The sequence below is a fragment of the Halomonas sp. BC1 genome, assembly GCF_002078135.1.
Classification (GTDB): domain Bacteria; phylum Pseudomonadota; class Gammaproteobacteria; order Pseudomonadales; family Halomonadaceae; genus Vreelandella; species Vreelandella stevensii.
On record NZ_LFGS01000004.1, the window covers coordinates 132,436 to 155,348 of the forward strand.

At 60.6% G+C, this 22,913-nt stretch carries 17 protein-coding genes and 1 riboswitch; of the genes, 6 read left to right on the forward strand and 11 right to left on the reverse strand.

Annotated features, from left to right (window positions below):
• Window positions 1-184 precede the first annotated feature (184 nt).
• The 3 genes from B7L72_RS02215 to B7L72_RS02225 all read right to left on the reverse strand — a co-directional run bounded on the left by B7L72_RS02215 (window position 185) and on the right by B7L72_RS02225 (window position 4,213).
• Window positions 185-2,296, reverse strand: a complete 2,112-nt coding sequence (locus B7L72_RS02215; protein ID WP_081192318.1) for a methyl-accepting chemotaxis protein — start codon at window positions 2,294-2,296, stop codon at window positions 185-187.
• Between the two features lie 56 nt (window positions 2,297-2,352).
• Window positions 2,353-3,519: an ABC transporter substrate-binding protein gene (locus B7L72_RS02220; RefSeq protein WP_081192320.1), complete on the reverse strand. Its 1,167-nt coding sequence runs from the start codon at window positions 3,517-3,519 to the stop codon at window positions 2,353-2,355.
• An 82-nt stretch (window positions 3,520-3,601) separates the two neighbouring features.
• The gene (locus tag B7L72_RS02225) at window positions 3,602-4,213 is read right to left on the reverse strand and encodes a flavin reductase family protein (protein ID WP_081192322.1); all 612 of its coding nucleotides are present in this window, start codon (window positions 4,211-4,213) and stop codon (window positions 3,602-3,604) included.
• A gap of 186 nt (window positions 4,214-4,399) precedes the next feature.
• Here B7L72_RS02225 and arfB point away from each other — a divergent pair, with 186 nt between their 5' ends.
• Both arfB and B7L72_RS02235 read left to right on the forward strand, forming a co-directional pair.
• Window positions 4,400-4,813, forward strand: a complete 414-nt coding sequence (gene arfB, locus B7L72_RS02230; RefSeq protein ID WP_081192324.1) for an alternative ribosome rescue aminoacyl-tRNA hydrolase ArfB — start codon at window positions 4,400-4,402, stop codon at window positions 4,811-4,813.
• A gap of 48 nt (window positions 4,814-4,861) precedes the next feature.
• Entirely contained in the window at window positions 4,862-5,062 is a 201-nt protein-coding gene (locus tag B7L72_RS02235) for a DUF1289 domain-containing protein (protein WP_081192326.1), read from the forward strand.
• Here B7L72_RS02235 and B7L72_RS02240 read toward each other — a convergent pair.
• Together B7L72_RS02240 and B7L72_RS02245 are read right to left on the reverse strand one after the other, a co-directional pair.
• Complete coding sequence (locus B7L72_RS02240) at window positions 5,052-6,113, reverse strand: proline racemase family protein (RefSeq protein ID WP_081192328.1); 1,062 nt, start codon at window positions 6,111-6,113, stop codon at window positions 5,052-5,054. The genes B7L72_RS02235 and B7L72_RS02240 overlap by 11 nt on opposite strands.
• Complete coding sequence (locus B7L72_RS02245) at window positions 6,110-7,288, reverse strand: alcohol dehydrogenase catalytic domain-containing protein (RefSeq protein ID WP_139788428.1); 1,179 nt, start codon at window positions 7,286-7,288, stop codon at window positions 6,110-6,112. Before B7L72_RS02245 ends, B7L72_RS02240 begins: the two co-directional genes overlap by 4 nt.
• Before the next feature lie 305 nt (window positions 7,289-7,593).
• Here B7L72_RS02245 and B7L72_RS02250 point away from each other — a divergent pair, with 305 nt between their 5' ends.
• Window positions 7,594-8,775: an MFS transporter gene (locus B7L72_RS02250; protein ID WP_081135182.1), complete on the forward strand. Its 1,182-nt coding sequence runs from the start codon at window positions 7,594-7,596 to the stop codon at window positions 8,773-8,775.
• A gap of 37 nt (window positions 8,776-8,812) precedes the next feature.
• Here the strand turns inward: B7L72_RS02250 and B7L72_RS02255 are convergent, their stop codons facing one another.
• From B7L72_RS02255 to B7L72_RS02265, 3 genes are all read right to left on the reverse strand, one after another.
• Window positions 8,813-9,781 carry a magnesium transporter CorA family protein gene (locus B7L72_RS02255; protein ID WP_081135181.1) on the reverse strand — a complete coding sequence of 323 codons (969 nt, stop codon included), beginning with the start codon at window positions 9,779-9,781 and terminating at the stop codon, window positions 8,813-8,815.
• Window positions 9,778-11,229, reverse strand: a complete 1,452-nt coding sequence (locus B7L72_RS02260) for a diguanylate cyclase domain-containing protein (RefSeq protein ID WP_081192332.1) — start codon at window positions 11,227-11,229, stop codon at window positions 9,778-9,780. Before B7L72_RS02260 ends, B7L72_RS02255 begins: the two co-directional genes overlap by 4 nt.
• Before the next feature lie 84 nt (window positions 11,230-11,313).
• Window positions 11,314-12,705, reverse strand: a complete 1,392-nt coding sequence (locus B7L72_RS02265; protein WP_016916456.1) for a sodium:solute symporter — start codon at window positions 12,703-12,705, stop codon at window positions 11,314-11,316.
• Window positions 12,695-12,798, reverse strand: a riboswitch (TPP riboswitch). It overlaps the preceding gene by 11 nt.
• A 300-nt stretch (window positions 12,799-13,098) precedes the next feature.
• Here B7L72_RS02265 and B7L72_RS02270 point away from each other — a divergent pair.
• The gene (locus B7L72_RS02270; RefSeq protein WP_016916454.1) at window positions 13,099-13,788 is read left to right on the forward strand and encodes a hypothetical protein; all 690 of its coding nucleotides are present in this window, start codon (window positions 13,099-13,101) and stop codon (window positions 13,786-13,788) included.
• A 60-nt stretch (window positions 13,789-13,848) separates the two neighbouring features.
• Here B7L72_RS02270 and B7L72_RS02275 read toward each other — a convergent pair whose 3' ends face one another.
• The gene (locus B7L72_RS02275) at window positions 13,849-15,345 is read right to left on the reverse strand and encodes a CoA-acylating methylmalonate-semialdehyde dehydrogenase (RefSeq protein ID WP_081135174.1); all 1,497 of its coding nucleotides are present in this window, start codon (window positions 15,343-15,345) and stop codon (window positions 13,849-13,851) included.
• A gap of 223 nt (window positions 15,346-15,568) precedes the next feature.
• On the opposite strand from B7L72_RS02275, the gene B7L72_RS02280 reads away from it, so the two are divergent.
• A complete protein-coding gene (locus tag B7L72_RS02280) occupies window positions 15,569-16,630 on the forward strand; it encodes a zinc-binding metallopeptidase family protein (RefSeq protein WP_081192334.1) in 1,062 nt (353 codons plus the stop codon).
• On the opposite strand, the gene B7L72_RS02285 is transcribed toward B7L72_RS02280, so the two are convergent.
• Both B7L72_RS02285 and B7L72_RS02290 read right to left on the reverse strand, forming a co-directional pair.
• Window positions 16,631-17,629, reverse strand: coding sequence for an alpha-E domain-containing protein (locus B7L72_RS02285; RefSeq protein ID WP_081192336.1), 999 nt, complete (start codon window positions 17,627-17,629; stop codon window positions 16,631-16,633).
• 4 nt (window positions 17,630-17,633) lie between these two features.
• Window positions 17,634-19,118, reverse strand: coding sequence for a circularly permuted type 2 ATP-grasp protein (locus tag B7L72_RS02290; RefSeq protein WP_081135171.1), 1,485 nt, complete (start codon window positions 19,116-19,118; stop codon window positions 17,634-17,636).
• Between the two features lie 429 nt (window positions 19,119-19,547).
• On the opposite strand from B7L72_RS02290, the gene B7L72_RS02295 reads away from it, so the two are divergent.
• The gene (locus B7L72_RS02295) at window positions 19,548-22,901 is read left to right on the forward strand and encodes a transglutaminase family protein (protein ID WP_081192338.1); all 3,354 of its coding nucleotides are present in this window, start codon (window positions 19,548-19,550) and stop codon (window positions 22,899-22,901) included.
• The last annotated feature ends 12 nt before the right edge of the window (window positions 22,902-22,913 follow it).

Sequence of the window (22,913 nt, forward strand, 5' to 3'; positions counted from 1 at the left end):
GCACTGTACAAAACGTCAGCAAAGGCATCCAGGAGATGCCGCGCTATCCTTCCCCGGCCTAAAAGGCCGAGGTTTGACGCGCAATTTGATCAGTGTAGGCAAGCGCGTTAAAGTTCAACCGTTTGACATGCAAACAGCGAACGCTGGGGCGTTCGCTGTCGAGGAAGGGGCCGTGGAGAACCGGCTATTTCAAGCGGGCGGGCTGTGGCTGTGGCTGTAGTTGAGACCGAGACTGCGAGGGCAGCGCTACGGGCTGACGCCCGGCATCGTGGCTTACCTGAAAGCGGCTGACCAGGGAGTGCATGTCACCCGCACGCTCATCCAGCGTGTGGCTTGCCGTGGTGGCCTCCTGAACCAGGCGCGCGTTCTGGTGAGTCACCTGATCCAGCTGCGAAATCGCCTGATTGATCTGATCGATGCCGGCTGACTGCTCTTTGGTGGCATCGGCGATCTCGGTCACATAACGGGTGACCTCGGTGAGGCTGTCGATGATCTCTTGCAGGTGCTGGCTGGAGGCCGTCACCAGCTGCTCGCCTTCACTGACTTTTTGCACGCTGTCATCGACCAGATGGCGAATCTGGGCAGCCTCTTCGGCACTACGCCCCGCTAGCTTGCGCACTTCCTGGGCGACCACCGCAAACCCACGCCCTTGTTCTCCCGCGCGGGCCGCCTCGACCGACGCATTCAGGGCCAGCAGGTTGGTCTGGAAGGCGATATCGTCGATGGCCTTGATGATCGAGGTGATCTTCTCGCTGGCCTGGCGGATGTCGCTCATGGCTGCAGTGGTACGCTGGGCCACATCCCCGGCTGAGCGCGCCCGGCCATCGACGTTGGTACTGGCATCCTTGGCCTGGTCGGCGTAGTCCGCCGTCTGTTTGACCGTGGCGGTAATCTGTTCGAGGCTGGACGCGGTTTCCGCCAACGAGGACGCCTGCTGGTCGGTACGCTGGGACAGGTTCTCGTTGCCAGCAGCAATCTGGCGGCTACTGGCAGCAATGGCTTCGGCACTTTCACGAATCTGCGCCACCATGGCTTCGAAGGTGTCCATCATCTCATTGAAGGCCTGGGCGGTTTGCCCAGCTTCATCATTGTGGGCCAGGGCCAGACGCATGGAGAGGTCGGCATTTTCACCCGCAGCACCGCTGATGCTTTCCATTTGGCGGCGCATGGCGACCAACGGACCCAGTACCCGCACCATCGTGCGCCAACCAAAAATGGCCAGCACGCCGATGACGCCCAGCGTGACCAGTACCAGCAGCGTGCGCCCGGCGTTGGCCAGCGTTTCCGCTTCACTGCTGGCACTGGCGGCACGCTCGACGGTGTAGGTTTCGATATCGTTCAGCACGTTGCGCATCTCGTTGGACGCTTGCGCAACGTTCGTGAGAGCCGCCTGTACCTGCTCCCGTTGGGCAAGCTGCTGTTGACGCAATGCGTAAACGGAGTTGGAATCTTCCACCATCAGCGCGTTCAGGTCGGCAATCACCGAGTCCAGCTCACCGATTAGCGCACGCTGTTCGACGGTAGTACTCGGCGCCTCCGCGATGGCGGCCAGCGACTGGCGTGCCAGGGTTACCTGCTGGGCAATCTCATTGGTACGCAGGTTGACCAGCGCATCCACGCTCTCCACCTGCATCATCTGGCGCCCAAGGTCGGAGAGCGTCGCCACGGCCATGCGGGCATTGCCGCTCAGCCGTCCAATGTCCACCCGAGGAGCGAACATGGTGTCCAGCAGTTGGGTCGGTAGCGAGGTCGTACTCTCCTCACGCCAGGCTTCCATTAGCTCACGCTGACGGCGCTCTTCACGCACCTGCGCCAGCGCCGTGCGACCGGCGATGTCTTCGGCACTGTGCATGACCGTGGTGATGGCGGTCTGCATTTGTTGCAGCTGGGAGACCATTTGTGCCGAGAGATTCAAGGCTTCACGGCGTACTTCTTCCAGTGTTTCATCACCCGCCAGCAAGCTCTGGTAGTGAGTATCCAGTGCACTGAGCTGGCTCGATAGCGCCGATTGGCTACTGCGCTCCAATCCATCTCGGGCGCTGGCAAAGCGTTCGTTCAACGCACTACGCGACGTTACGCTGTCCAGCTCTTCCACGCTGTCGGCCGCCAGCAGGTCGGCATGGCGCTGACCAAACGCGCCCATGGTCAGCACCATGCTGCGGCTGGCATCCTGCAAAGGAAGTACATCGCTGGTGATGAGGTGCTGGACGTTGATCAACCGCTGATTGGTCATCCAGCCAGTGCCTGCCAGTACCACCGCGCCCAAAACGGCGGCAGCGAATAGGCTAATGAGCATGGCTCGTATGCTTATCGTCTTTTTCATCAGGGGTATTCGCTGTGTCAGTGGTTATGCTATTCAAATGATGCTGCGACGCTCATCCAATCGAGCGGCTCGAACTGGCCGTTGCGAATGACCGTGGCCCACACGGCATCGCTGGCCTGATGGTCTCCTTCCCTCAGGGTCAGCGGCTCACCTACGCCAATATCGATGGTGCCCAATCCCAGCAAGCCTTCCACGATGGCTTGCCGATTCGGATTTTCTCCGGCGGCTTTCACCCCCTCCACGAACAGCTTGGCAGCCAGATACCCCTCCAGGGAGATGAAATCCGGCTCGCTGCCGGGCACATGCGCTGCCAACGCTTGGCGGTACTCTTCTACCGCTGGCAGGTCAGCATCCAGTGGCGGCACGACCTGAGTCACGATCACCCCTTCGGCCAGTGGCCCCAGCGCCTCCAGCAGGGCTTGGCTACCCACGAAAGAGACGTTCAGAAACACGCTATCCGGCAGGTCCTGACGCGCTTCGCGGATAAAATCGGCAGCGGGGCCAAAGGTGCCGACAATGATCACCGCACGAGGCACGACAGGTGCCTGAAGAATGGTTGCCAGCCCTTGGTGAACATTGCGGGTACCGCGTGTAAAACGGCCGTGGGCCAGCTGTGAGGTGTCGGTAAAGCCCTCTTCGTGCAAGGCGCGCAGCGCGCCATTGTAACCTGCATCACCAAAGCTGTCGTTCTGCGTGAAAAAGGCAATCTCTTCGGGCTGGATTCCTGCTTCCAATAGCCCCGCCACCATGGCGGCGGTTTCCTGCACATAGCTTGCCCGGTAGTTGATCACATAGCGGTCGGGGGGCGAACGGCGCAAGATACCAGCGCCAGTAAAGGCGCCGTACAGCAGCGTGTTGTGCTGGTTATGAATGGGGATGGTCACGGCGGCAGTGGGCGTACCGACGTTACCGATGGCCGCCAGCAGGGAGCTGTCACTGACCAGCTGCCGGGTATGCGCGGCGGCGGGCAGCGGCGAGTATTGATCGTCGAAGGCTTGCAGTACCAGCGACTGCCCGTTGACGCCACCTTCGGCATTTACCTTGGCAAAGTAGGCCTCGATACCCTGCTGCATGCCGATCCCCAAGGGAGCGGCTGCACCACTCAGCGGCGCGACGATGCCTACCTTGAGCTCGGCCAGAGCAAGCGGGGAAGTGAGTAAGCCCGCTACCAGAAGCCACGTTCTCATTTTGTTCATTGCTTTATCCTCAGGTTGATTTGGACAAATATCGGCACAAACTGCTACGACTTTAATCGCCCAAGAGGGCGTTTTTCGGCCTCTAGCCAGGCCGATCCAGGGCAAAGCGATCGCTAACTCTGACATAGTCGCTACCTGCCAGGCGCCCCACCGGCTTGAGCGTGTCCAGATGCACGTGGCGGCCATCCCAGACGGACTCATCGGTGTGGATCGATACCACTTTCACCAGGATCAGGCTGCCTGCCAGCGGCTGATCTCCGAAGCGGATCACCTGTACTCGCTGGCAGCCAAAGGCGATGGGCGCCGCCGCAATACGCGGCACGCGCACACCGGGCATGGCAGCCTTTTCCAGCCCTGCCAAGGCAAACTCGTCTTCCTGGGGCGGCAGGCTGGCACTGGTGGTATTGAGCGCCTCGATCAAGCCTTCGGTGCCCACATGCACCACGCACTCGCCGACGTCTTCCAGGTTGCGCAGGGTGTCCTTGGGCTGGGCGCTGCCATCCAGCAGCGGTGCAAAAGCCAGAATGGGAGGGTCGATACTGGCCACGTTGAAAAACGAGAACGGCGCCAGGTTGGCATTGCCCTGGCCATCCTGGGTGGCCACCCAGGCAATGGGTCTGGGGCAAATACTGCCCGACAGCAGGCGATAGAGCGTTCCGGCGCTTAGCGGCGAGGTTTCCAGCAGGGTATCCATGCAAACTCCTTATCAGGCCATGGGACCAGCGTTGCTGCCCATAAAGCCACTCACTCATCAGAAAAAATCACCTCTCTTTGCATAAGAGGTATTCATTGTCGTAGGGACCGCCTGTTACCAAGCCGTGGAGCCTTGCGGCTGTCAAGTGTGCTAGCCTTGTAAGTTCATAAGTTACCAGAGAATTGAATGCTCACTATTTCCAATAGCGTCACGCTGGCCGATTGGGAAATCGATATCAGCCAGATTCGAGCCCAGGGAGCGGGCGGCCAGAACGTCAATAAAGTCGCCTCTGCCGTGCATCTGCGCTTCGACATTCCGCGCTCGACGCTGCCCCCTATCTACAAGGAGCGGCTGATGGCGCTGTCCGACCAGCGGATCAGCAAAGAGGGCGTGGTCATCATCAAGGCGCAGAGCTTTCGCACGCTGGAGCTGAACAAGGAAGACGCCTTGAACCGCTTGCAGGCGTTGATTCAAAGCGTGGCCCGTACGCCGAAAACGCGCCGCCCCACCAAGCCCACCAAAGGCTCCCAGCGGCGGCGGGTGGACCACAAGACCCGCAAGGGCAAGATCAAGTCACTGCGTGGTAAAGTGCCGCTGTGACGCCCGCCGCGAACCCTCCCCCATTTCGAACTGGATACCACGACGCCCATGCCCAACCAGCCTCGCCCTGTGTCACCCTGCCGCCATATTTGCCAGATCAACCCCGAGACGGCGCTGTGCAGCGGCTGCGGGCGCACTCTGGATGAGATTGCCTGCTGGGGCAGCATGACCGATGCAGAGAAAGCGCCCGTCTGGACGCGTATCGAACAGGCCGGTTACCTGGACATCGGCGATGACGCTACTCCTTGACCGGCGCAGGCTGGGCGTGCCGGTCACTCAAGATATGGTGCAGCTCGCCACAGGCGACCATCGGGTCGTCGCAGTTGATCACGATGGTGGAATCGGCCAGCACATAGCTGCGCCCGGTAATGGTATTTTCCACCACCTGATAGGCACCTTCCTGGTGGGTGCCTGTAAAGGTGCCGATAAACCCGGTTTCTCTCAACGAGACGGTTTCCAGCTTGTCGCCCGGCGCCAGCCGCCCTTCATGATGCATCAGCGCCAACCGCGCCGAGGTGCCGGTGCCGGTGGTGCTGCGGCAAATCACGCCGGGGTGTACGTAGGTGGCAGAGCGCGAACGCACATAGCCCTGCGCCACCTGCTCTTCAGGACCCATGAAGTGTAGAAAGAGCAGCGGCCCCACATCGCCTAGGGTGTAGTGGGAAAACCCTCGGTGGGCCTGGATGGCCTCGATGATCTTGTGGGCACAGGCCGCCAACGCGGCCTCTTCATCCCGTACCAGCTTGAAGCCCAGCGCCTCGGCATCGACCAGCGCATAGAAGCCACCGCTGTAGGCAACCGAGTAGGTGACGTCGCCAATGCCCGGTACCAGAATCGTATCGCGATAGCTGTCGATATAGCTGGGCAAGCCTTCACAGGTCACCGACTCGACGACGCCGTTGCGCACCCGCGCTTCGATCTGCACCAGGCCTGCCGGGGCTTCCAGCTTGAAGCGCTGAAGCCCCTCCTGCTTGGGCACGATACCCATTTCCAGAACGGCCGTGGCCGTGCACAAGGTGTTGGAGCCTGAGTAGATCGGGTAGCCCATCACTTCCATGATGATGTACCCCGCCACCGCTTCAGGATGGGTGGCAGGCACCAGCAGGTCGACCGACATTTCCGGAATGCCATAGGGCTCGCCCAGCAGTAGCTGCCGGAGGCCATCGGCGTCGTCACGCAGATACTCCATTTGCTGACGCACCGTGCTGCCCGGCAGCGTATCGATCCCGGCGGTGACGATACGGCTCACGTCGCCCCCCGCGTGGGTGTCCAGCAGCTTGATGGTATGCACGGTATTCACTGGCGAGCCTCCCGTTCCGATTGAAGAGCGGCAGATTGAAGATCAGCCGACTGAAGCGCGAACGGCTCCCCATGGGCCTCCCACTGGGCATCGGGCACGATCACGATCTTGCCCAGATAGTCGCTGCCGCGATTGACGAAGTAGCGCTCCGCCGCGTGCAGCTGCGACAGCTTGAAGGTCCCGTGCAGCACCGGCTTCAGCTCGCCGCTGCGAATCCACGCGATCAGCTGTTCGGCCTCTTCACGGGTGCCATGGGAGACCCCGACGATTTGCACCTGATACAGGTAGATGCGCGTCCACATGATTTCGCTGAGATTGCCACCGCTGGCACCTGCGATGGCCAGCCGCGGGTACGTGGCGCGCTGCGACATATCGCCGATCATGGTGTCGATGAACAGGTCGGTCATGTCGCCCCCCACCAGGTCCATGACCGCATCGATGGGCCGCCCTTCGGTGGCGTGCAGCACGCGCTCAACGAACGTGGGCAAATCGCCTCGGTCGATCACCGCCTGCGCGCCCAGCCCGCGCAGGGCATCGGCCTTGCTGGGCTGGCTGACGGCATAAGGGATGGCGCCGATGATCCGGCACAGCTGAATCAGCGCCGTCCCTACACCTCCGCTGGCCCCACTGACCAGCACCCGCTCGCCAGCCCGCACGTTGGCCGCCGTCATCATGTGGTAGGCGGTCTGATAGGAGCACATTCCCATGGCCGCCAGAGGGGCATCTGGTAACTCAGGGTTGGCGATGTGATGAAACTGGTCGGCAGGCACCACGATATATTCCGCGAAGCCCCCATCGGCACCATGTCCGTAGTAATCCGGCATCAGATTGATGTCGCGACGGTCATCGGGGTAGAGATTGAAATCCAATAGCCCACGTTCCCCCACTCGCTGCGCATCGACGCCCTCGCCCACCGCCGCGATGTGCCCCACCACATCGGCCCCCTGGATACGCGGAAAGCTCAAGGTGGGGGCACCGCCCATGGCGAACGAGGTGACCTCCTCCTTGCCCTTGGTGGGATAGAGCCCTTCGCGTGCTTTGCGGTCGGTGTTGTTTTTCGCTGTCGCCGTGACGCGCACCAGCACCTGACCGGCCCCAGGCTGAGGCGTAGGTACGTCCTGCCGGTAGTGCAACATGTCCACATCGCCATGACCGGTCAGCAGCATGGCCGACATGCTGGAGGGGATAGAAAAGGAAGTGGTGGAATCATTGGCAGCGTTGGTGACACGTGAGGTTCTGCGGTCCGTATTGGCCATGGGCTGGCTCCTGATCGGTGCATATACCACGACAATAACAAACGCCGGGCCAGGTTCAAGATATCCTGTTGCGACGGGATTCAACAGTGCGGAGGGATCGCTTACATACCACTCCAATCTCTTGCTTTGCCTCGCAGCGTCAACTTTTCGCCAATGGTGATCAGCCCCCAAAAGGTTCAAGCTCATCCCTCATGGGCACCTCCCAGCCCCCGCCAAGGAACGGTATGCTTCATTTCAGCTCTGCCTATCATCGCCGCCTGACCTGGACCTATTTTGGACTGTTCATCGCTATCGGTATGACTGGCGGGCTGCTGGGGCCTGCCCTGCCCCACCTGGCCAGCGCCAGCGGCTCTTCCATGAGCCAGATTGCCGTGCTGTTCACGGCGCGTGCTGTAGGTAACATGAGCGGCGCTTTGGTCACCGGAGCGCTGATGGACCGCTTCAACGGGCATCGCGTGCTGCTCATCATGGGCGTACTCACCGTGGCCGGGTTGGCGCTGGCGCCCTTGAGCCCACTACTCGTGTTGCTGGCGCTGCTGTTCATGCTGCTAGGCTTTTCTGAAGTGTCGCTGAACGCCGGGGGCAATACGCTATTGCTGTGGCTGCACCGAGACGCCGCAGGCCCCAACGTGAGCGCGCTGCACTTCTGCTTCAGCGTTGGCAATATGCTGACCCCGCTGGTGATGGTGGCAGCGCTGTCGCTGACCGGCCAGTTTCACTGGACTTTCTGGGTGGTGGGGCTTTGCGTCGCCGGGATGCTGTGGCCGTTATCACGCTTTGCCAGCCCCACCATGCCAGCTCCCTCCTCGCCGAGCAGCAGCATTGGCGAGCACAAGCATCGTGATCCGTTGCTGCTGGGCATCTTCATGGTGTTGTTCGCCCTCTACGTGGGCATCGAGGTGACCTTTGCTGGCTGGGTGACGGCCTATGGCGCGCTATCAGGAGTGTCCGGCGAGCAGGCCACGCTGCTGGCGACACTGTTCTGGCTGGCGCTCTCGGCAGGACGCTTGCTGGCCATTCCGCTACTGCGCAGGTGCGCGCCCTGGCAAGTACTGGTCGGCTGCCTGGCCATTGGGCTCAGCGCCGCTGGCGGCTGGCATGCAGGGGTGCTTTCATTGGCCCCAGGCGCGCTGCTGTTTGGCCTCTCCGCCTCGGCTTTTTTCCCCACCCTGTTTGCGCTGTGCAACCACACCATGGTGATGCGGGGCCGCACCACCGGCGCCATCTTTACGGCCGCGGGCTGCGGGGCACTGATCATTCCTTCGCTGACGGGTCCACTACTGGACACCGCCGGGCCCGGCGCGTTTCCCGTGCTGCTAGCCTCGCTATGGCTGTTGATTGGCCTTGGGCTTTGTCTGTTGACGCTACGCCTGCGTATCCTGGCTCAGTCTACTGCCGATCCTTAACGCCGTAGGCCGAACGCAGCCCATTTTCGGACAACGTCTAGAACCAGGCTTTACGTTTGAACCACCAGATCAGCACAACGCCAATGCCCAGCATGAACCCCAGTACGAAGAAATAACCATACGGGTAGGCAAGCTCGGGCATGTATTCGAAGTTCATGCCATAAATACCGGCAATAAAGGTCAGCGGCACGAAAATGGCGGTAATGACGGTCAACACACGCATGGTGATATTCAGCTGATGCGATGAAATCGAGATGTAACCATTTATCAAGTCGCCACAAATGTCGTAATACATCTGGGTCAGCGAATGCAGGCGCTCGAAACGCTCTTCCACATCGGTGATGGCATGCAGCGTTTCACTCTCCCAGCGAGGGAGATGTGCGTAGTCATACGCCGTCAGCTCTTGAGTGATGCCCTTGTGATAGTTGAATACCCGACGCATCTTGACCAACCGCGAGCGATACGCAGTAATCCGGCGCATCAATACGTCATTGCCGTTCTCCAACAACTCGTCTTCCAGGTCGCTCAGCTCGGTCTCGAACTCCAGCAGGCTGTCGATATAAAAGCCCGCCGAGGTATACATGACACGCAAGGCAACCTGCTCGGGAGAGCGCGACAGCAGCCGCGCGCCCTGATCGTTGAGTAACCGTTCGATGCTCAGCGCAAGGCCAGGATGCAGCGTGACCAGAAAGCGTTCGCCCACGAAAAAGCACATCGGTTGAGGCACGAAGTTGAGCTGAGCATCGAAGGAGGAAATGCCTCGGTAGATAATCAGCGTATGGTTTTCGAATTCCTCGATCTTGGGAGGATGACGCACCTTGTGGGCATCCTGAATCGCCATGGGGTGGCACGCAAACCCTTCGAGCACCTCACGCTCGCTGGCTTCGCTTTCACCCTGCATGTCCACCCAGATATGCGCGCCCTCCAGGCGTTTCCAGACATCGATCAGCGAAAGGTCGCCTTCGCGCACTTCTCCCTCGGGGGTGGTCATCAGGCATCGAATCATGTGCATTCCTTGACTTCGCTGGCGTTGGTTGACGGCAGCACAGGGCTTGCTAGCCGCGCCTGCGCCTTGCCTGCCCGCTTGGCTTCATACATCGCCACATCGGCTCGCTTCAACAACTCTTGCGGGGTTTCTTCTCCGCCAGGCACATACTCGGCCACGCCGATACTGGTGCTGACCTCGAGCACTATGTCGCCCATGGTCAGCGGATCTTCAATGGTGCGGATCAGCTTCTGCGCCAGCGGTTCGATAGCGTCGCTGTCCATGTTCTCCAGTATCAGCACAAACTCATCCCCCGCCCAACGGGCCACGAAGTCCGTTTCACGCAGCGCAGCTTGCAAGCGTCTGGCGATGTCGCGCAGCAGCTCATCGCCCATGGCATGTCCATACAGGTCATTGATTCGTTTGAACCCATCCAGGTCGAGAAACATGACCGCCAGCGGTACGAGACTCCGCCGAGTACGCGCCATGGCCTCTGGCAAGCGTTCGTCGAGGGCGCGGCGGTTAGGCAGCTCCGTCAAGACATCTTGTCTGGCCTCCTGGTCTCGCAGGCGCGCCAACTGCTGGCGCTCGGTAATGTCGTGGATAAACAGGCTGCGCCGCCATCGCCCACTGAGTTCGTAGCGCTGGTGGCGAATCTCTACCGGCAAGCGCCCACCATCTCGACGCCGGGCTTCCCATTCGATGGGTGAAGGATCGTCCTGCCCGGGCACGCCTACGGGAAACATCAGGTCGGTAATGGGACGGGCCAACGCCTCCTTGCGCGACCAGCCGAACATGGCTTGTGCGGCGCGATTCCAGTCCAGCACCCGACCACGATCATCGATACTCAGGTAGGCATCGTAAGCCGACTCGATGACCAGGTTGAGCTCGCGGGTACGTCGCTCGATCTGCTGCTCCAGACTACGATGCAGCGCCGCAAGGTCGCGTTTGAAGCTGGCATTGCGCTTCTCTTGCTGAATCAAGCGCTCGCGCAAATGAATTTCACCGGACACCACATCGGCCAGGTCCTGTAGCGCGGTGAACTCCTGGGGGGTTAGTTCGCGGGGCCGGGTATCCATGGCACACAGTGACCCCAACACCAGCCCCTGGGTGGTTTTCAGAGGGATGCCGACGTAGAAGCGGATGCCGTCGGGCTTATCGACGTAAGGATTATTGGCAAAGCGGGGGTCCAGGCGTGCATCGTTGACGACCAACGGCGCTTCCGCCAGCACGGTATAGGCACAAAACGCCACGTCGCGAGGAGTTTCCGAAAGCTCCAGCCCCACCTGAGACTTGAACCACTGTCGGTCGGTATCCACGAGCGTCACCGTGGAAAGTGGTACCCCCAACAGCACGGTGACCAACCGAGTCACTCGGTCGAATACCGGCTCATTGGGGGTGTCCAGTAACGCCAGCTCTTGCAAAGCAGCAATGCGCGACGCTTCATTGGATGGCAACAGGTGGCTCATGGTGGTTACACCCGATATATAGTTAACACTCCTTTGTGTATTTCAAACCCTTTCGACATCATAGCGCGAAACTACACAGTCTGCCTAACGCGTTGATTTTTTTAACACCTTGCCCGAAGGGAGCCACCACGCCACGAGGATACTCACCAGGCTCGAGAGCATCAGCGCCCCCACGAAGGGACCAAGAGTAGGAATACTGCCAGGAAACGTGGCGGCCATGATGCCCGCCATCAAGGAGCCTTGCCCCAGCCAGCCCGGCAATACCGCCCCCACCAGCCCCGCCACGCCACCGCTGATGGCCGCCAGCGGCGACATGCGTTGCCACAGGCCCAGCAGCACTGGCACCACGATGGCCGCACACAGCAAGTCGGCTATCAAAAACAGCCTCAGTACCGATAGCCCTTGCAAGGCGATGAGGATCACCGGCACCATCAGCAGCACCGTGATCCAGCGCGCTGCATGCAACGCTTTTGGTTGATCTCCCGTTGCCCACAGCGAGGCAATGCCGTTTTGCAACGTATCCACGCTGGAAGTCACCAGCGTGACGGCCAGCACCAGAGCCGGGAGTGTGATCCAGACAGGAGCCTCTGCCAACAGGGCAAAAAAGGGCATCGGTGGCTCGCCCAGGCTCACCCCACTGAGTGCCGCCATCATGCCGACACCACCAATCACCATGACCACCAGCACCGTCATGACGGCCCCCAGCCACGCGCCACGGCCAAGACTGGCGCTATCCTGAGCCGCCCAGAGCCGCTGCCAGTAGCCCTGGTGAAACAAATTGGCCGCGGTCACGGCAATGATCAGCGTCAGCGCCACGCTCAGCGACGCCCCGAGGGGGACGTCCGGTAGCGCCGCATCGCTGGGCATGGAAGGCAGGCGCCATAACGTGACGCCCGCCACGGCGCATAACAGTATCAAGAGCAGCCAGGCCTGCCAGCGGTCGGTGGCCAAACTGGCGCGCAGGCCACCGAGCACGGTATAGATGAGGGTCGTCAGCGCCACACCAATGATGACCCAGGCAGGCGGAACGTCTGACAGTAGCGCGGTAATGGCGCCGATGGCCGTCAGCTCAGCTGCCAGAAAGCACCCCATATACGCCACGGAGGCAAGCGTGACATAGTGACGGACCCCCTTGCCATAACACGCTTCGGCAAACTCGGCGATACTGCGCCCGGCGGGTAGCGCACGACGTATTCTGGGGCCATAAAGCCCCAGCACCAGGAAGGGCAGCGCCGAGCCCACGGCATAGCCCAGCAGCGCCACCGGCCCCACGAAGGCGCCAATTTCAGGCGGCGCAAAGAGAATCCAGGCCCCCATTCCCGAGGCCAGAAAAGAGAACCCCAGGGTCGTTGCCGTTTGCGAGTTGCGCGCCGTGACGTAGTCATCCAGCGAGCTTCCCCCAAAACGCGCCCGAAGGCCTAAAAATGCAAAGCAGCACAGCGCTGCGCCCAGCACTGCAGACGTCAGGTACGGCATGTCGCGCTTCCTCCGCCGGTACTATCCGGATCAGGTTCCAGGGTCTGCATGGCGTGCATTCTCAGCCCACGAAGGGCTCCCCTGGCGACAGTGAATGAAGGCGGTATCTTCACTGAAAGGAGCGCCCTGGTAAAGCGCTGCCGTGCGTTATGCGCCCTTGCCTAGGCAGGTTTGGGCACGCGCCCCATCAGGTAGAACTCCGAGTAATGACGCAGACATGCTTACCTCTTTTTTGTCGTGTTGATAAACGCCTTGCGCGATACGGGGTCATGGTTAACAAAATGCTAACGGATTAGACTTTCATTACACCTTGAGGCTCGCCATACTCTTATCGACTGTATTTCATAAAAAAGGCAGCGTTGAGCAAACGGCGTCTGTAACAGGGAAACCACCATGTCTTATTCTGAAGCAAGAGAGCACACGCCGGGGCGTTTGCATGCATTGTTCGCCGACCCTTACCGTGCGTTCGAAAACGACACGGATGAACGCCAGCTGCATATCCGTATCATGCTTCATGCCTTATTGGCCCGCCCCATCGCCCGGGGTCAAATTACGCTACGTGTCATTCACGGCTGGGAGAACGGCGGTTTCGAGCCAGCCGACCTGCAACATGCGGACTTCCATCTCAACAGCCTGGCAGATTTTCATGCTGCTGCTGCGCGCTTTACGGCGGCGAATCAGCAAAATGCACCGCTGCCCGCCGATGGCAGCGCCATTCTGGCAGAACCGCTGGCCGACGCCATTGCCGATGCCGAGGCCGAAGGTCTGGTCTTGAACGAAGACATTCGAGAAACACCCGCTCGCTGGCAAGCGTTCGAAGGGGGGTTAGCGCTGTACACGCTGTTCAAGATGTATCACCGCCTGGTGTACGGCGAAGACGACACCTATCGCTGCTCTCAGTGCGAAACTCCCCACGGGCTGCGAGAAATCCATGAGTTCCATCTTGAAGAGGGCGAGTTTGCACTCCTTGCGCCACTCAACGATGAACAGGATGCTCCTTACCTGCTGGTGCTGCATGAAAGCCAACTGGAGCCTATAGAACAGCTCCTGCGCGACAGCCTGCCACTTTTCGAACCCGTCTGATCCCCAGGGGCCCTCTGCCGTGGCAGAGGGCCCCTGATGCGTCAGCGGTTCGCCAAATATCTAGAGCGCAATGGTGCTATTGATGCCGCTGGAGACGTTTTCGGGCTCGAACCAGCGTGCGGTCACCGTTTTGGTTTGCGTCCAGAACGCGATGGCCTGCTTGCCGTTGGGGCCCAAATCCCCCAGTTTGGAAGCCCGAGAGCCGGTGAAGCTGAAATAGGCCACCGGCACCGGAATCGGCACGTTGATACCGATCTGACCAACGTCGATATCGGTTTCGAATCGGCGCGCCACCCAGCCCGAGTTGGTGAAAATCGACGTGCCGTTGCCGTTCGGGTTGGCGTTGATGAAGTCGATGGCATCATCCAGCGTCTCGACCCCCACCACGCATAGCACCGGACCGAATATTTCTTCCCGGTAAATGGTCATCTCCGGCGTGACGTTGGCAAACAGCGTCGGCCCCACGAAGTTGCCCTCCGGATACCCTTCTACTGTGTAGCCTCGGCCATCCACCAGCAGCGTGGCCCCCTCTTTTTCACCGGCGGTGATCAAGCGCTCGACACGCTCCTTGGCCTGAGGAGACACCAGCGGCCCCAGGTCGGCATCCCGCTGGGTACCGGGGCCGACCTTCATGCTACGGGCGCCTGCTTCGATATCGCTCAGCCACTCCTGCGCCTCGCCTACCAGCACCACCACCGAGTTGGCCATACAGCGCTGACCCGCTGCCCCAAAGGCCGACCCCAGCAGGCTGTCGATGGCCTGACTACGGTTGGCATCCGGCATCACCACACAGTGGTTCTTGGCCCCCATCATGGACTGCATACGCTTACCTGCCGCCGCCGCACGGCCATACAGCAGCGATCCCACATGGGTAGAGCCAATGAACGACAGCGCCTTGATGTCCTGATGGTCGGCAATCTGGTTGGCAACTTCGGGCCCGCCATGCACCACGTTGAGCACGCCCGCCGGAATACCCGCCTCATGGGCCAGTTCCACCAGCCGCATGGTCGAGCTGGGGTCCTGCTCGGAAGGCTTCAGAACGAACGTATTGCCCGTGGCAATGGCCAGCGGAAACATGAAGCAAGGCAGCATGATGGGGAAGTTGAACGCCGTGATCCCGGCGCCCACGCCCAGCGGCTGATGCATGGTATACACATCGACCTCATTGGCCGCGTTTTCGGCGAGTTCACCCAGTTGCAGAGACGCAATCGAGCAGGCGTGCTCGACCACTTCCAGCCCGCGGCCTACTTCGCCTTCTGCGTCAGGCAGCGTCTTGCCATGCTCTTCGGTGATCAGCGCGGCGAGTTCCGCGGTATGCTCACGAATCAGGGCCTGAAGTTTCAGCATGATGCGCATGCGCTTGCCCAGCGGCACCTTGCGCCACTCCTTGAACGCGGTTTTGGCACTGGCAATGGCACGCTCTACCTCGTCAGGGGTACAGAAAGGCACCCGGGCCACGACCTGCTGGGTCGCCGGATTGACGACATCGCGCCACTCCTGGCTTTGCGACTCGACCGGCTGGCCATCGATATACATGGGTATCTGGCGAACGGACATACAGACGTTCCTCGTGGTTGTGTTTGTTATGGGGTTGAATAAGGAGCCCCTAGGGTATATCAGCAAGTTGACGTAAACGTCAATTAGCCACTCGATAAAGCTAAATTCACCGCACTGGGGAAATAGCCTTTCCCTCAAGGAAAGAGCCTCGCTATGCTGTCAGGGCGCCTTCTCAACCTGCCTATCGACGATGCATAACGTGGCTTTCCACAAGGAGGTATCCATGCAAGCGTTCAATTGCCAGTGCGGCAACCCGCTGTTCTTCGAGAACACCCATTGTGTTGCCTGTGAGTCGGAAGTCGGCTGGTGCCCGGCCTGCAGCAATATCGTTGCCTTGGCCCCTTTGGAAGGCGGCGGATACCGCTGCACCCACGAAGGCTGCGGCACCCTCTTGATGAAGTGCCATAATTACGCGGTAGAGAACGTATGCAACCGCATGGTGATCATGACCGAAGGCGAAGCCGACACGCTGTGCGACTGCTGCCGCTACAACGATGTGATTCCCGACCTGAACGTAGAGGGTCACCGCGAGCGCTGGGCCGCACTGGAAGCTGCCAAGCGTCGTCTGTTCCACACCCTGGAGATTCTCAAGCTCCCCCACGGAACCCAGGGCGATGATATTCGCGTCCCCTTGAGCTTCTCGTTCATGGCCGACGCCCTCCCTGACAAAGGGCTCTGGCGCTCCACGGCGAATCAGGAGAAAGTCTATACCGGCCATGCCAACGGCCATATCACCATCAACGTCAAGGAAGCCGACGACGTCGAGCGTGAGCGACTGCGGGTGGACATGAACGAGTCGCACCGCACCCTGATCGGTCATTTTCGCCATGAGGTGGGGCATTACTACTGGGACTTGTTGGTCAAGGATCAGGATGAGGCCGCCAGCGTCCGAGTGTTTGGCGACCATAACGCCCCCACCTACGGTGATGCGCTGGAAACCTACTATCAGCAAGGCGCGCCGGCCGACTGGCCAACACGGTTCATTTCTGCCTATGCCGCCATGCACCCGTGGGAGGACTTCGCCGAAACCTTTGCGTTTTATCTGGACATGGTGGCCGTGCTGGACACCGCTTTGCACATGGGGATTTCACGAGCCGAATATGACGGCACGCTGGACAGCATGTTGAGAGCATTTCATCAGGTGGGGATGGTCGTCAATGAGCTCAACCGTGATATGGGGCTACTGGACCTGGCACCGGGGGTACTGCCTCCCCCGGTGCGTGACAAGCTGGCGTACCTTCATGAGTTGGTACACAACGCCAGCGCTAACGCTCGATCTACTTGATCAATCGTTATCATGATCCCCCAGGTGGCCCTGACTTTGTCGCTGGGTCACCTTGGGCACGTTGTCGCTATTCACGAAGTACGTTGCCCTGAGCGTGTCATGGATCGCGGCAAAGCCAATCTGTAGCTCATCCACGAACGCATGCAACTTGCTGGGGGAGTGAGCCAACGCCTGGATATCGGCATCGACCACATCGGCACGCACCAGCGACACCGTGGCGGCCACCCGGTCCTGCCTGGGCAGTAGCTGTAGCTCATGGCCCAGCGTTTCCAGGCTACAGGCAATCGAGCGCGGCAGGTTCGGGTCCTGCAGCAGATAGCGCAGCACATCGGGGCCCCGCACTCTCAGCCGCACTTCCTGACGGTACATTTGATAGGCCGTCAGCGACTTGAGCACGCTCATCCACTGAAGGTTTTCGAACGGCAATAGCTCTTCGGGGTTCTGGGGCAGCAGGCTCGCGGAACGTACGTCCACAATACGCGTGGTCATGTCGGCCCGCTCCAGATGCCTTCCCAACTGGATGAAGGTGCGTGCCGAGCCATGACTCAAGGTGCCTTCGATCAGGCCAGTCAGCGTCTGGCAGCCGCGAATCACGTTCTTCAGGAAGGCATCGCGACGGCGCGGGCTGACACCGTTTTCCGCATGGTCGGCCACGCTCAAATAGAGCTGGTTGACCTCCTCCCAGATCTCCCTGGGCACCACGTCTCGGGTAGTGCGCAGGTTTTCCCGAGCACTGGCCAGCGCCGAAAGAATCGAACTGCCATTCTGCGCATCGGCACACAAAAAATGCACTACGCTACGCTCGTCAAAGCTGGAGTGGCGCTCGTTAAACGCATCCAGAGTACCGGTCATTTCGATCAGTGGCGCCCAGCCCAACGGCAGGTGGCGCGGCAGGTCGAGCATCAGGTGGCTATTGACGCTCAGCAGCCGCGCGGTGTCTTCGGCCCGCTCGATGTAGCGCGCCATCCAGTACAGGTTTTCAGCTACGCGTGACAGCATGGCGTTAGACTCCTTCCTGCTCGGCGGCATCAGCCGCGTTCTCATCGACCTCGACGATCCAGGTATCCTTGCTGCCGCCCCCCTGGGACGAGTTGACCACCAGCGACCCCTCCACCAGTGCCACGCGGGTCAAACCACCCGTGGTGACATGGGTTTCGGGGCCGGAGAGAATGAACGGGCGCAGGTCCACATGACGCGGCTGCGGCAAGCCGTTGGCCAGGGTGGGCGTGGTGGAGAGCGCCAGCGTAGGCTGGGCCATGTAGTTGCGCGGGTTCTCCTTGATCAGGCGGGCAAACTCGTCGCGGGTTTCCCTGGTGGAGCGAGGCCCGATCAGCATGCCGTAGCCCCCGGACTCATTGGCAGGCTTCACCACCAGCTCGTCGAGGTGATCCAGTACGTACTTGCGGTCGTCATCGAACATGCACAGGTAGCTGGGCACGTTGGGCAGCAGCGGCTCCTGATCCAGATAGTAGCGAATCAACTCGGGCACGAAGGCGTAGACCACCTTGTCGTCTGCCACGCCTGCCCCTGGCGCATTGGCCAACGCCACCTTGCCCGCCCGCCAGGCGCGCATCAGCCCAGGCACGCCCAGCATCGAATGCGGATTGAAGGCTTCAGGGTCCAGAAACTCGTCATCCACACGACGATAAATGACATCCACCCGTCGCAGCCCCTCCACCGTACGCATGTAGACCACGTCATCGTCGTCCACCAGCATGTCGCTACCCTGCACCAGCTCGACCCCCATCTGCTGGGCAAGATAGGCGTGTTCGAAATAGGCCGAGTTGTAGATGCCGGGGGTCAATACCACGACCTGAGGGTCATCGCCGGGACGGGGAGACATGGCCGCCAGCATGTCATACAGCTGCGCCACGTAGTCGTCTACTGGCAGGATTTTGCCCGACGCAAACAGCTCAGGTAGCACCCGTTTGGTGACGTTGCGGTTTTCCAGCATGTAGGAGACCCCGGAAGGAATCCGCAGATTATCCTCCAGCACGTAGAGTGTGCCATCGCCGCCGCGTACCAAATCAGAGCCACAAATATGCGCCCAGATACCATGGGGCGGGTTAATGCCCACACACTGCGGGCGAAAATTAGCCGACTGAGCAAGCACTTCCGCAGGCAGCACTTTGTCCTTGACCACTTTCTGATCGTGATAAAGATCGTCGATAAAGAGATTGAGTGCTTGGACGCGCTGTTTTAAACCGGCTTCCGTCTTGCGCCACTCATGGGCCGGTATGATCCGGGGCACAATATCGAATGGCCAGGCGCGGTCGATCATTGCCCCTTCGGAATACACGGTAAACGTAATCCCCATGGTACGAATGGCGATTTCCGCAGCGGTTTTTCTTTCCGCTAACTCTTCGGCGCTAAACCGAGCCAGCATATTACAAAGCTCATCGGCAGAAGCTCTGGGTTTACCTGGCGCTTCTAGCAACTCATCGTAAAAATCACGGCACGCATAGTTGTTCCAATTGACTTGGCTCATGGGCGCTCTCCTGGCGCTGGGGTGGAAGCGGCAACTTCCTTGAACAATAGTGTAGGCCTGCCGCGTGCAATCGACGTATTTATTGAGCTATATAACCACGCAATACTCGTACCACCTTTCCCGATATTTCAACGCTATGGCATCCACGTTTGATAAAACGCGGCCACTTTGTAATGCCGCGATACCTTCCCACCCCCTCACTGAACCAAACTTGTGCCTTGACAAAAAAACTCTCGAAAAAAAGCACCAATTTGGTGCAAGATTTAATTAAAAGCGATGCGATCACAATTTTCCACACTTCTTAAACGCCCTTGGGCATATTGCAGCTGCAAAAAAGTTCAACTCCAACGATACTCTTGGGTAAATGTCTTGTTGCGTCGCAGTTCATCAGTAGCTGCGAGAATTTACGCTTTTATTTGAGGGTGGCTCATGACCATTCGCGTTGCCTTGCATCACCGCACAACCTATCGATTTGACCGCCCCGTCAAACTGTCACCCCATGTCGTCCGCCTGCGCCCGGCCCCCCACTGCCGTACTCATATCGATGCCTACTCGCTGAATATTTCAGGGGATGACCACTTTCTGAATTGGCAGCAAGACCCCTTTGGCAACTTTAATGCGCGTATCGTGTTTCCAGAGCCACGCAAGGAACTCACCATTGCCGTCGAGCTGGTGGCCCCCATGACGGTCATCAACCCTTTCGACTTTTTTCTCGACGATGCCGCGCAAAAAATTCCGTTCCATTATTCCGATGAGCTTCTCAAGGAGCTAGGCCCCTATCTGGAAGTCACCGAAGCAGGGCCGCGCCTAAAAGCATGGCTTAAGGAAGTACCTCGGGAGCCCACCACCAGCGTCGATTTTCTGGTGGCGCTCAACCAGCGTCTGCAACAGGACATCAGCTACCTGGTGCGTATGGAGCCCGGCGTACAAAGCTGTGAAGAAACCCTAACTCTGGCCAGTGGTTCCTGCCGCGACAGCGCCTGGTTACTGGTACAGATCCTGCGCCATTTGGGGCTGGCGGCTCGCTTTGTATCCGGCTATCTGATTCAGCTGGCCCCGGACGTCAAAGCGCTGGATGGCCCCAGCGGTACCGAGGTTGACTTTACCGACCTGCATGCCTGGACCGAAGTCTTCCTGCCGGGCGCAGGCTGGGTGGGCCTGGACCCCACCTCCGGCCTGTTCGCTGGTGAAGGGCATATTCCGCTGGCCGCCACCCCCACCACCGGCAGCGCCGCGGCCATTACCGGTTTTTCCGACAAGTGCGAAGTGGAATTCGATGTCGAGATGCGCGTGGAGCGCATCCATGAAGACCCGCGCGTCACCCGCCCCTACAGCGATCAGCAGTGGCAGGCCATTCTGGCGCTGGGCGACCAGGTGGATGAAGTCCTCCAGCAGCAGGATGTTCGCCTGACCATGGGGGGCGAGCCGACCTTCGTTTCCATCGACGACATGGAGAGCCCCCAGTGGAACACCGAAGCGCTGGGCGAGCACAAGCGTGAGCGCGCCGAGGCGCTGCTGACCCGACTGCAGGAAGCCTACGCGGCCGGTAGCGTCATTCAGCAGCAACAGGGCAAGTGGTACCCTGGCGAACCGCTGCCTCGCTGGGCGCTGGCCTGTTACTGGCGCAAGGATGGCGCGCCCCTGTGGCGCGACCCCAAGTGGCTGGCCAGCACCGAAGGCGCGCCCCACGCCAAGGTCGACAACGCCATGGTAGAGCGCTTCATCCATACGCTGGGCGAACGCCTGGGCGTGGCGCAGCGCCACTGGATTCCCGCCTACGAAGATGCCTACTACTACCTTTGGAAAGAGCAGACCCTACCGGTCAGCGTCGACCCGCGTAATGCCGACCTGAAAGACGATGCCGAACGCCGCCGCCTGGCACGGCTGCTGGAGCAGGACCTGGGCGCCGTCGTGGGCTATGCGCTCCCGTTGCGTCACTCGATTTCCCAGTCTCATCGCTGGGAAAGCGGCCGTTGGCCGCTCAAACGCGATCACCTGTTCCTGGTGCCAGGCGACTCCCCCATGGGCCTGCGTCTGCCGCTGTCGGCGCTCCCCTGGGCCGACCCGGAAGAGCAGCCGCAGCCCCAGTCGCTGTTTGCACCGCGACCTGCGCTGGGCGACATTCACGGGGAAGTGGCGCGCCGCAATGCCGAACAGCATCGCTTCACCAGCGCCGAGCGCCATGGCCAGAGCCTGCATCCCAGCCATAGCCACCCGGAAGGCGAAGCCGTTCAGCAGCAGCCAAGCGCCGCCGACGACCGCGAACACAAGGTGATCCATACCAGCCTGTGCGTCGAGCCTCGTGAGGGCCGCCTGCATGTCTTCCTGCCACCGCTGACTCACCTGGAGCACTACCTCGACCTGTTGAGCAGCATCGAGGAAACCGCCCAGGCGCTGGCTTGCCCAGTCATGATCGAAGGCTACGCGCCGCCCCGGGACCCGCGTCTGTCCAGTTTCCAGATCACCCCGGACCCCGGCGTCATCGAGGTCAACATCATGCCGGCCGACAGCTGGCCAGCGCTGGTCGCCCAGACCGAACGGCTCTACGATGAAGCCCGCCAGGCGCGGCTGGGCACCGAAAAATTCATGGTCGATGGCCGCCATACCGGCACCGGCGGCGGCAACCATGTCACGCTGGGCGGCCTGACACCGGAGGACTCCCCGTTTCTACGTCGGCCGGACCTGCTGGCCAGTCTGGTAACCTACTGGCAGCACCACCCGAGCCTGTCGTATCTGTTTTCCGGGCTGTTCATTGGCCCAACCAGTCAGGCCCCGCGAGTGGATGAAGCCCGCCACGAGGCGCTCTACGAGCTGGAAATCGCCCTGCAACAGATGCCCGAAGGCGAGGTCGTTCAGCCCTGGCTGGTGGACCGACTGCTGCGCCACCTGCTCACCGACCTGACCGGCAACACCCACCGCGCCGAGTTCTGTATCGACAAGCTCTACTCACCGGACAGCGACAGCGGCCGGTTGGGGCTGCTGGAGCTGCGCGGCTTTGAAATGCCTCCCCACGCGCGTATGGGCCTGATGCAGACGCTGCTCATTCGCGCCCTGGTGGCGCGCTGCTGGAAGACGCCCTACCGTGCGCGCCCGGTACGCTGGGGCAGTGCCCTGCAGGACCGCTGGATGCTGCCCCACTACCTGTGGGAAGACCTGAACGATGTGCTGCACGATCTGCGTCACCATGGGTTCGATTTCGAGTTGGAGTGGTTTGCGCCATTCCGGGAGTTCCGCTTCCCGGTGCATGGCCGCTTGCATACTCCCATGCTCTCCATAGAGCTGCGCCAGGCCATCGAGCCCTGGCACGTGCTGGGTGAAGAAGCCACGGCAGGCGGTACCGCCCGCTATGTGGACTCCTCGGTGGAACGCCTGGAAGTGAAGGTCAACGGCATGAGCGGCGACCGCTACGTGGTGACCTGCAATGGCCGCCAGGTACCGCTCTCCCCCACCGGACGCAACGGCGAAGCCGTCGCAGGCGTGCGCTACCGGGCCTGGCAGCCGCCGTCGGCCCTGCACCCCCAGATTCCCGTTCACGCTCCGCTGGTATTCGATGTCATCGACACCTGGAACCAGCGTTCGGTGGCGGGCTGCACCTATCACGTCGTGCATCCCACGGGGCGCAGTTTCGAGACGTTCCCGGTCAATGCCTTCGAAGCCGAAGCCAGACGCCTGGGTCGCTTTAGCGACAGTGGCCACGGCCATGGCTACCAGGCGCCCATGCCAGAAGCCCTCAGTCAGGAACTGCCGTGTACCCTTGACCTACGCTGGAGCCCGCGCCGATGAGGTAGTAATGCT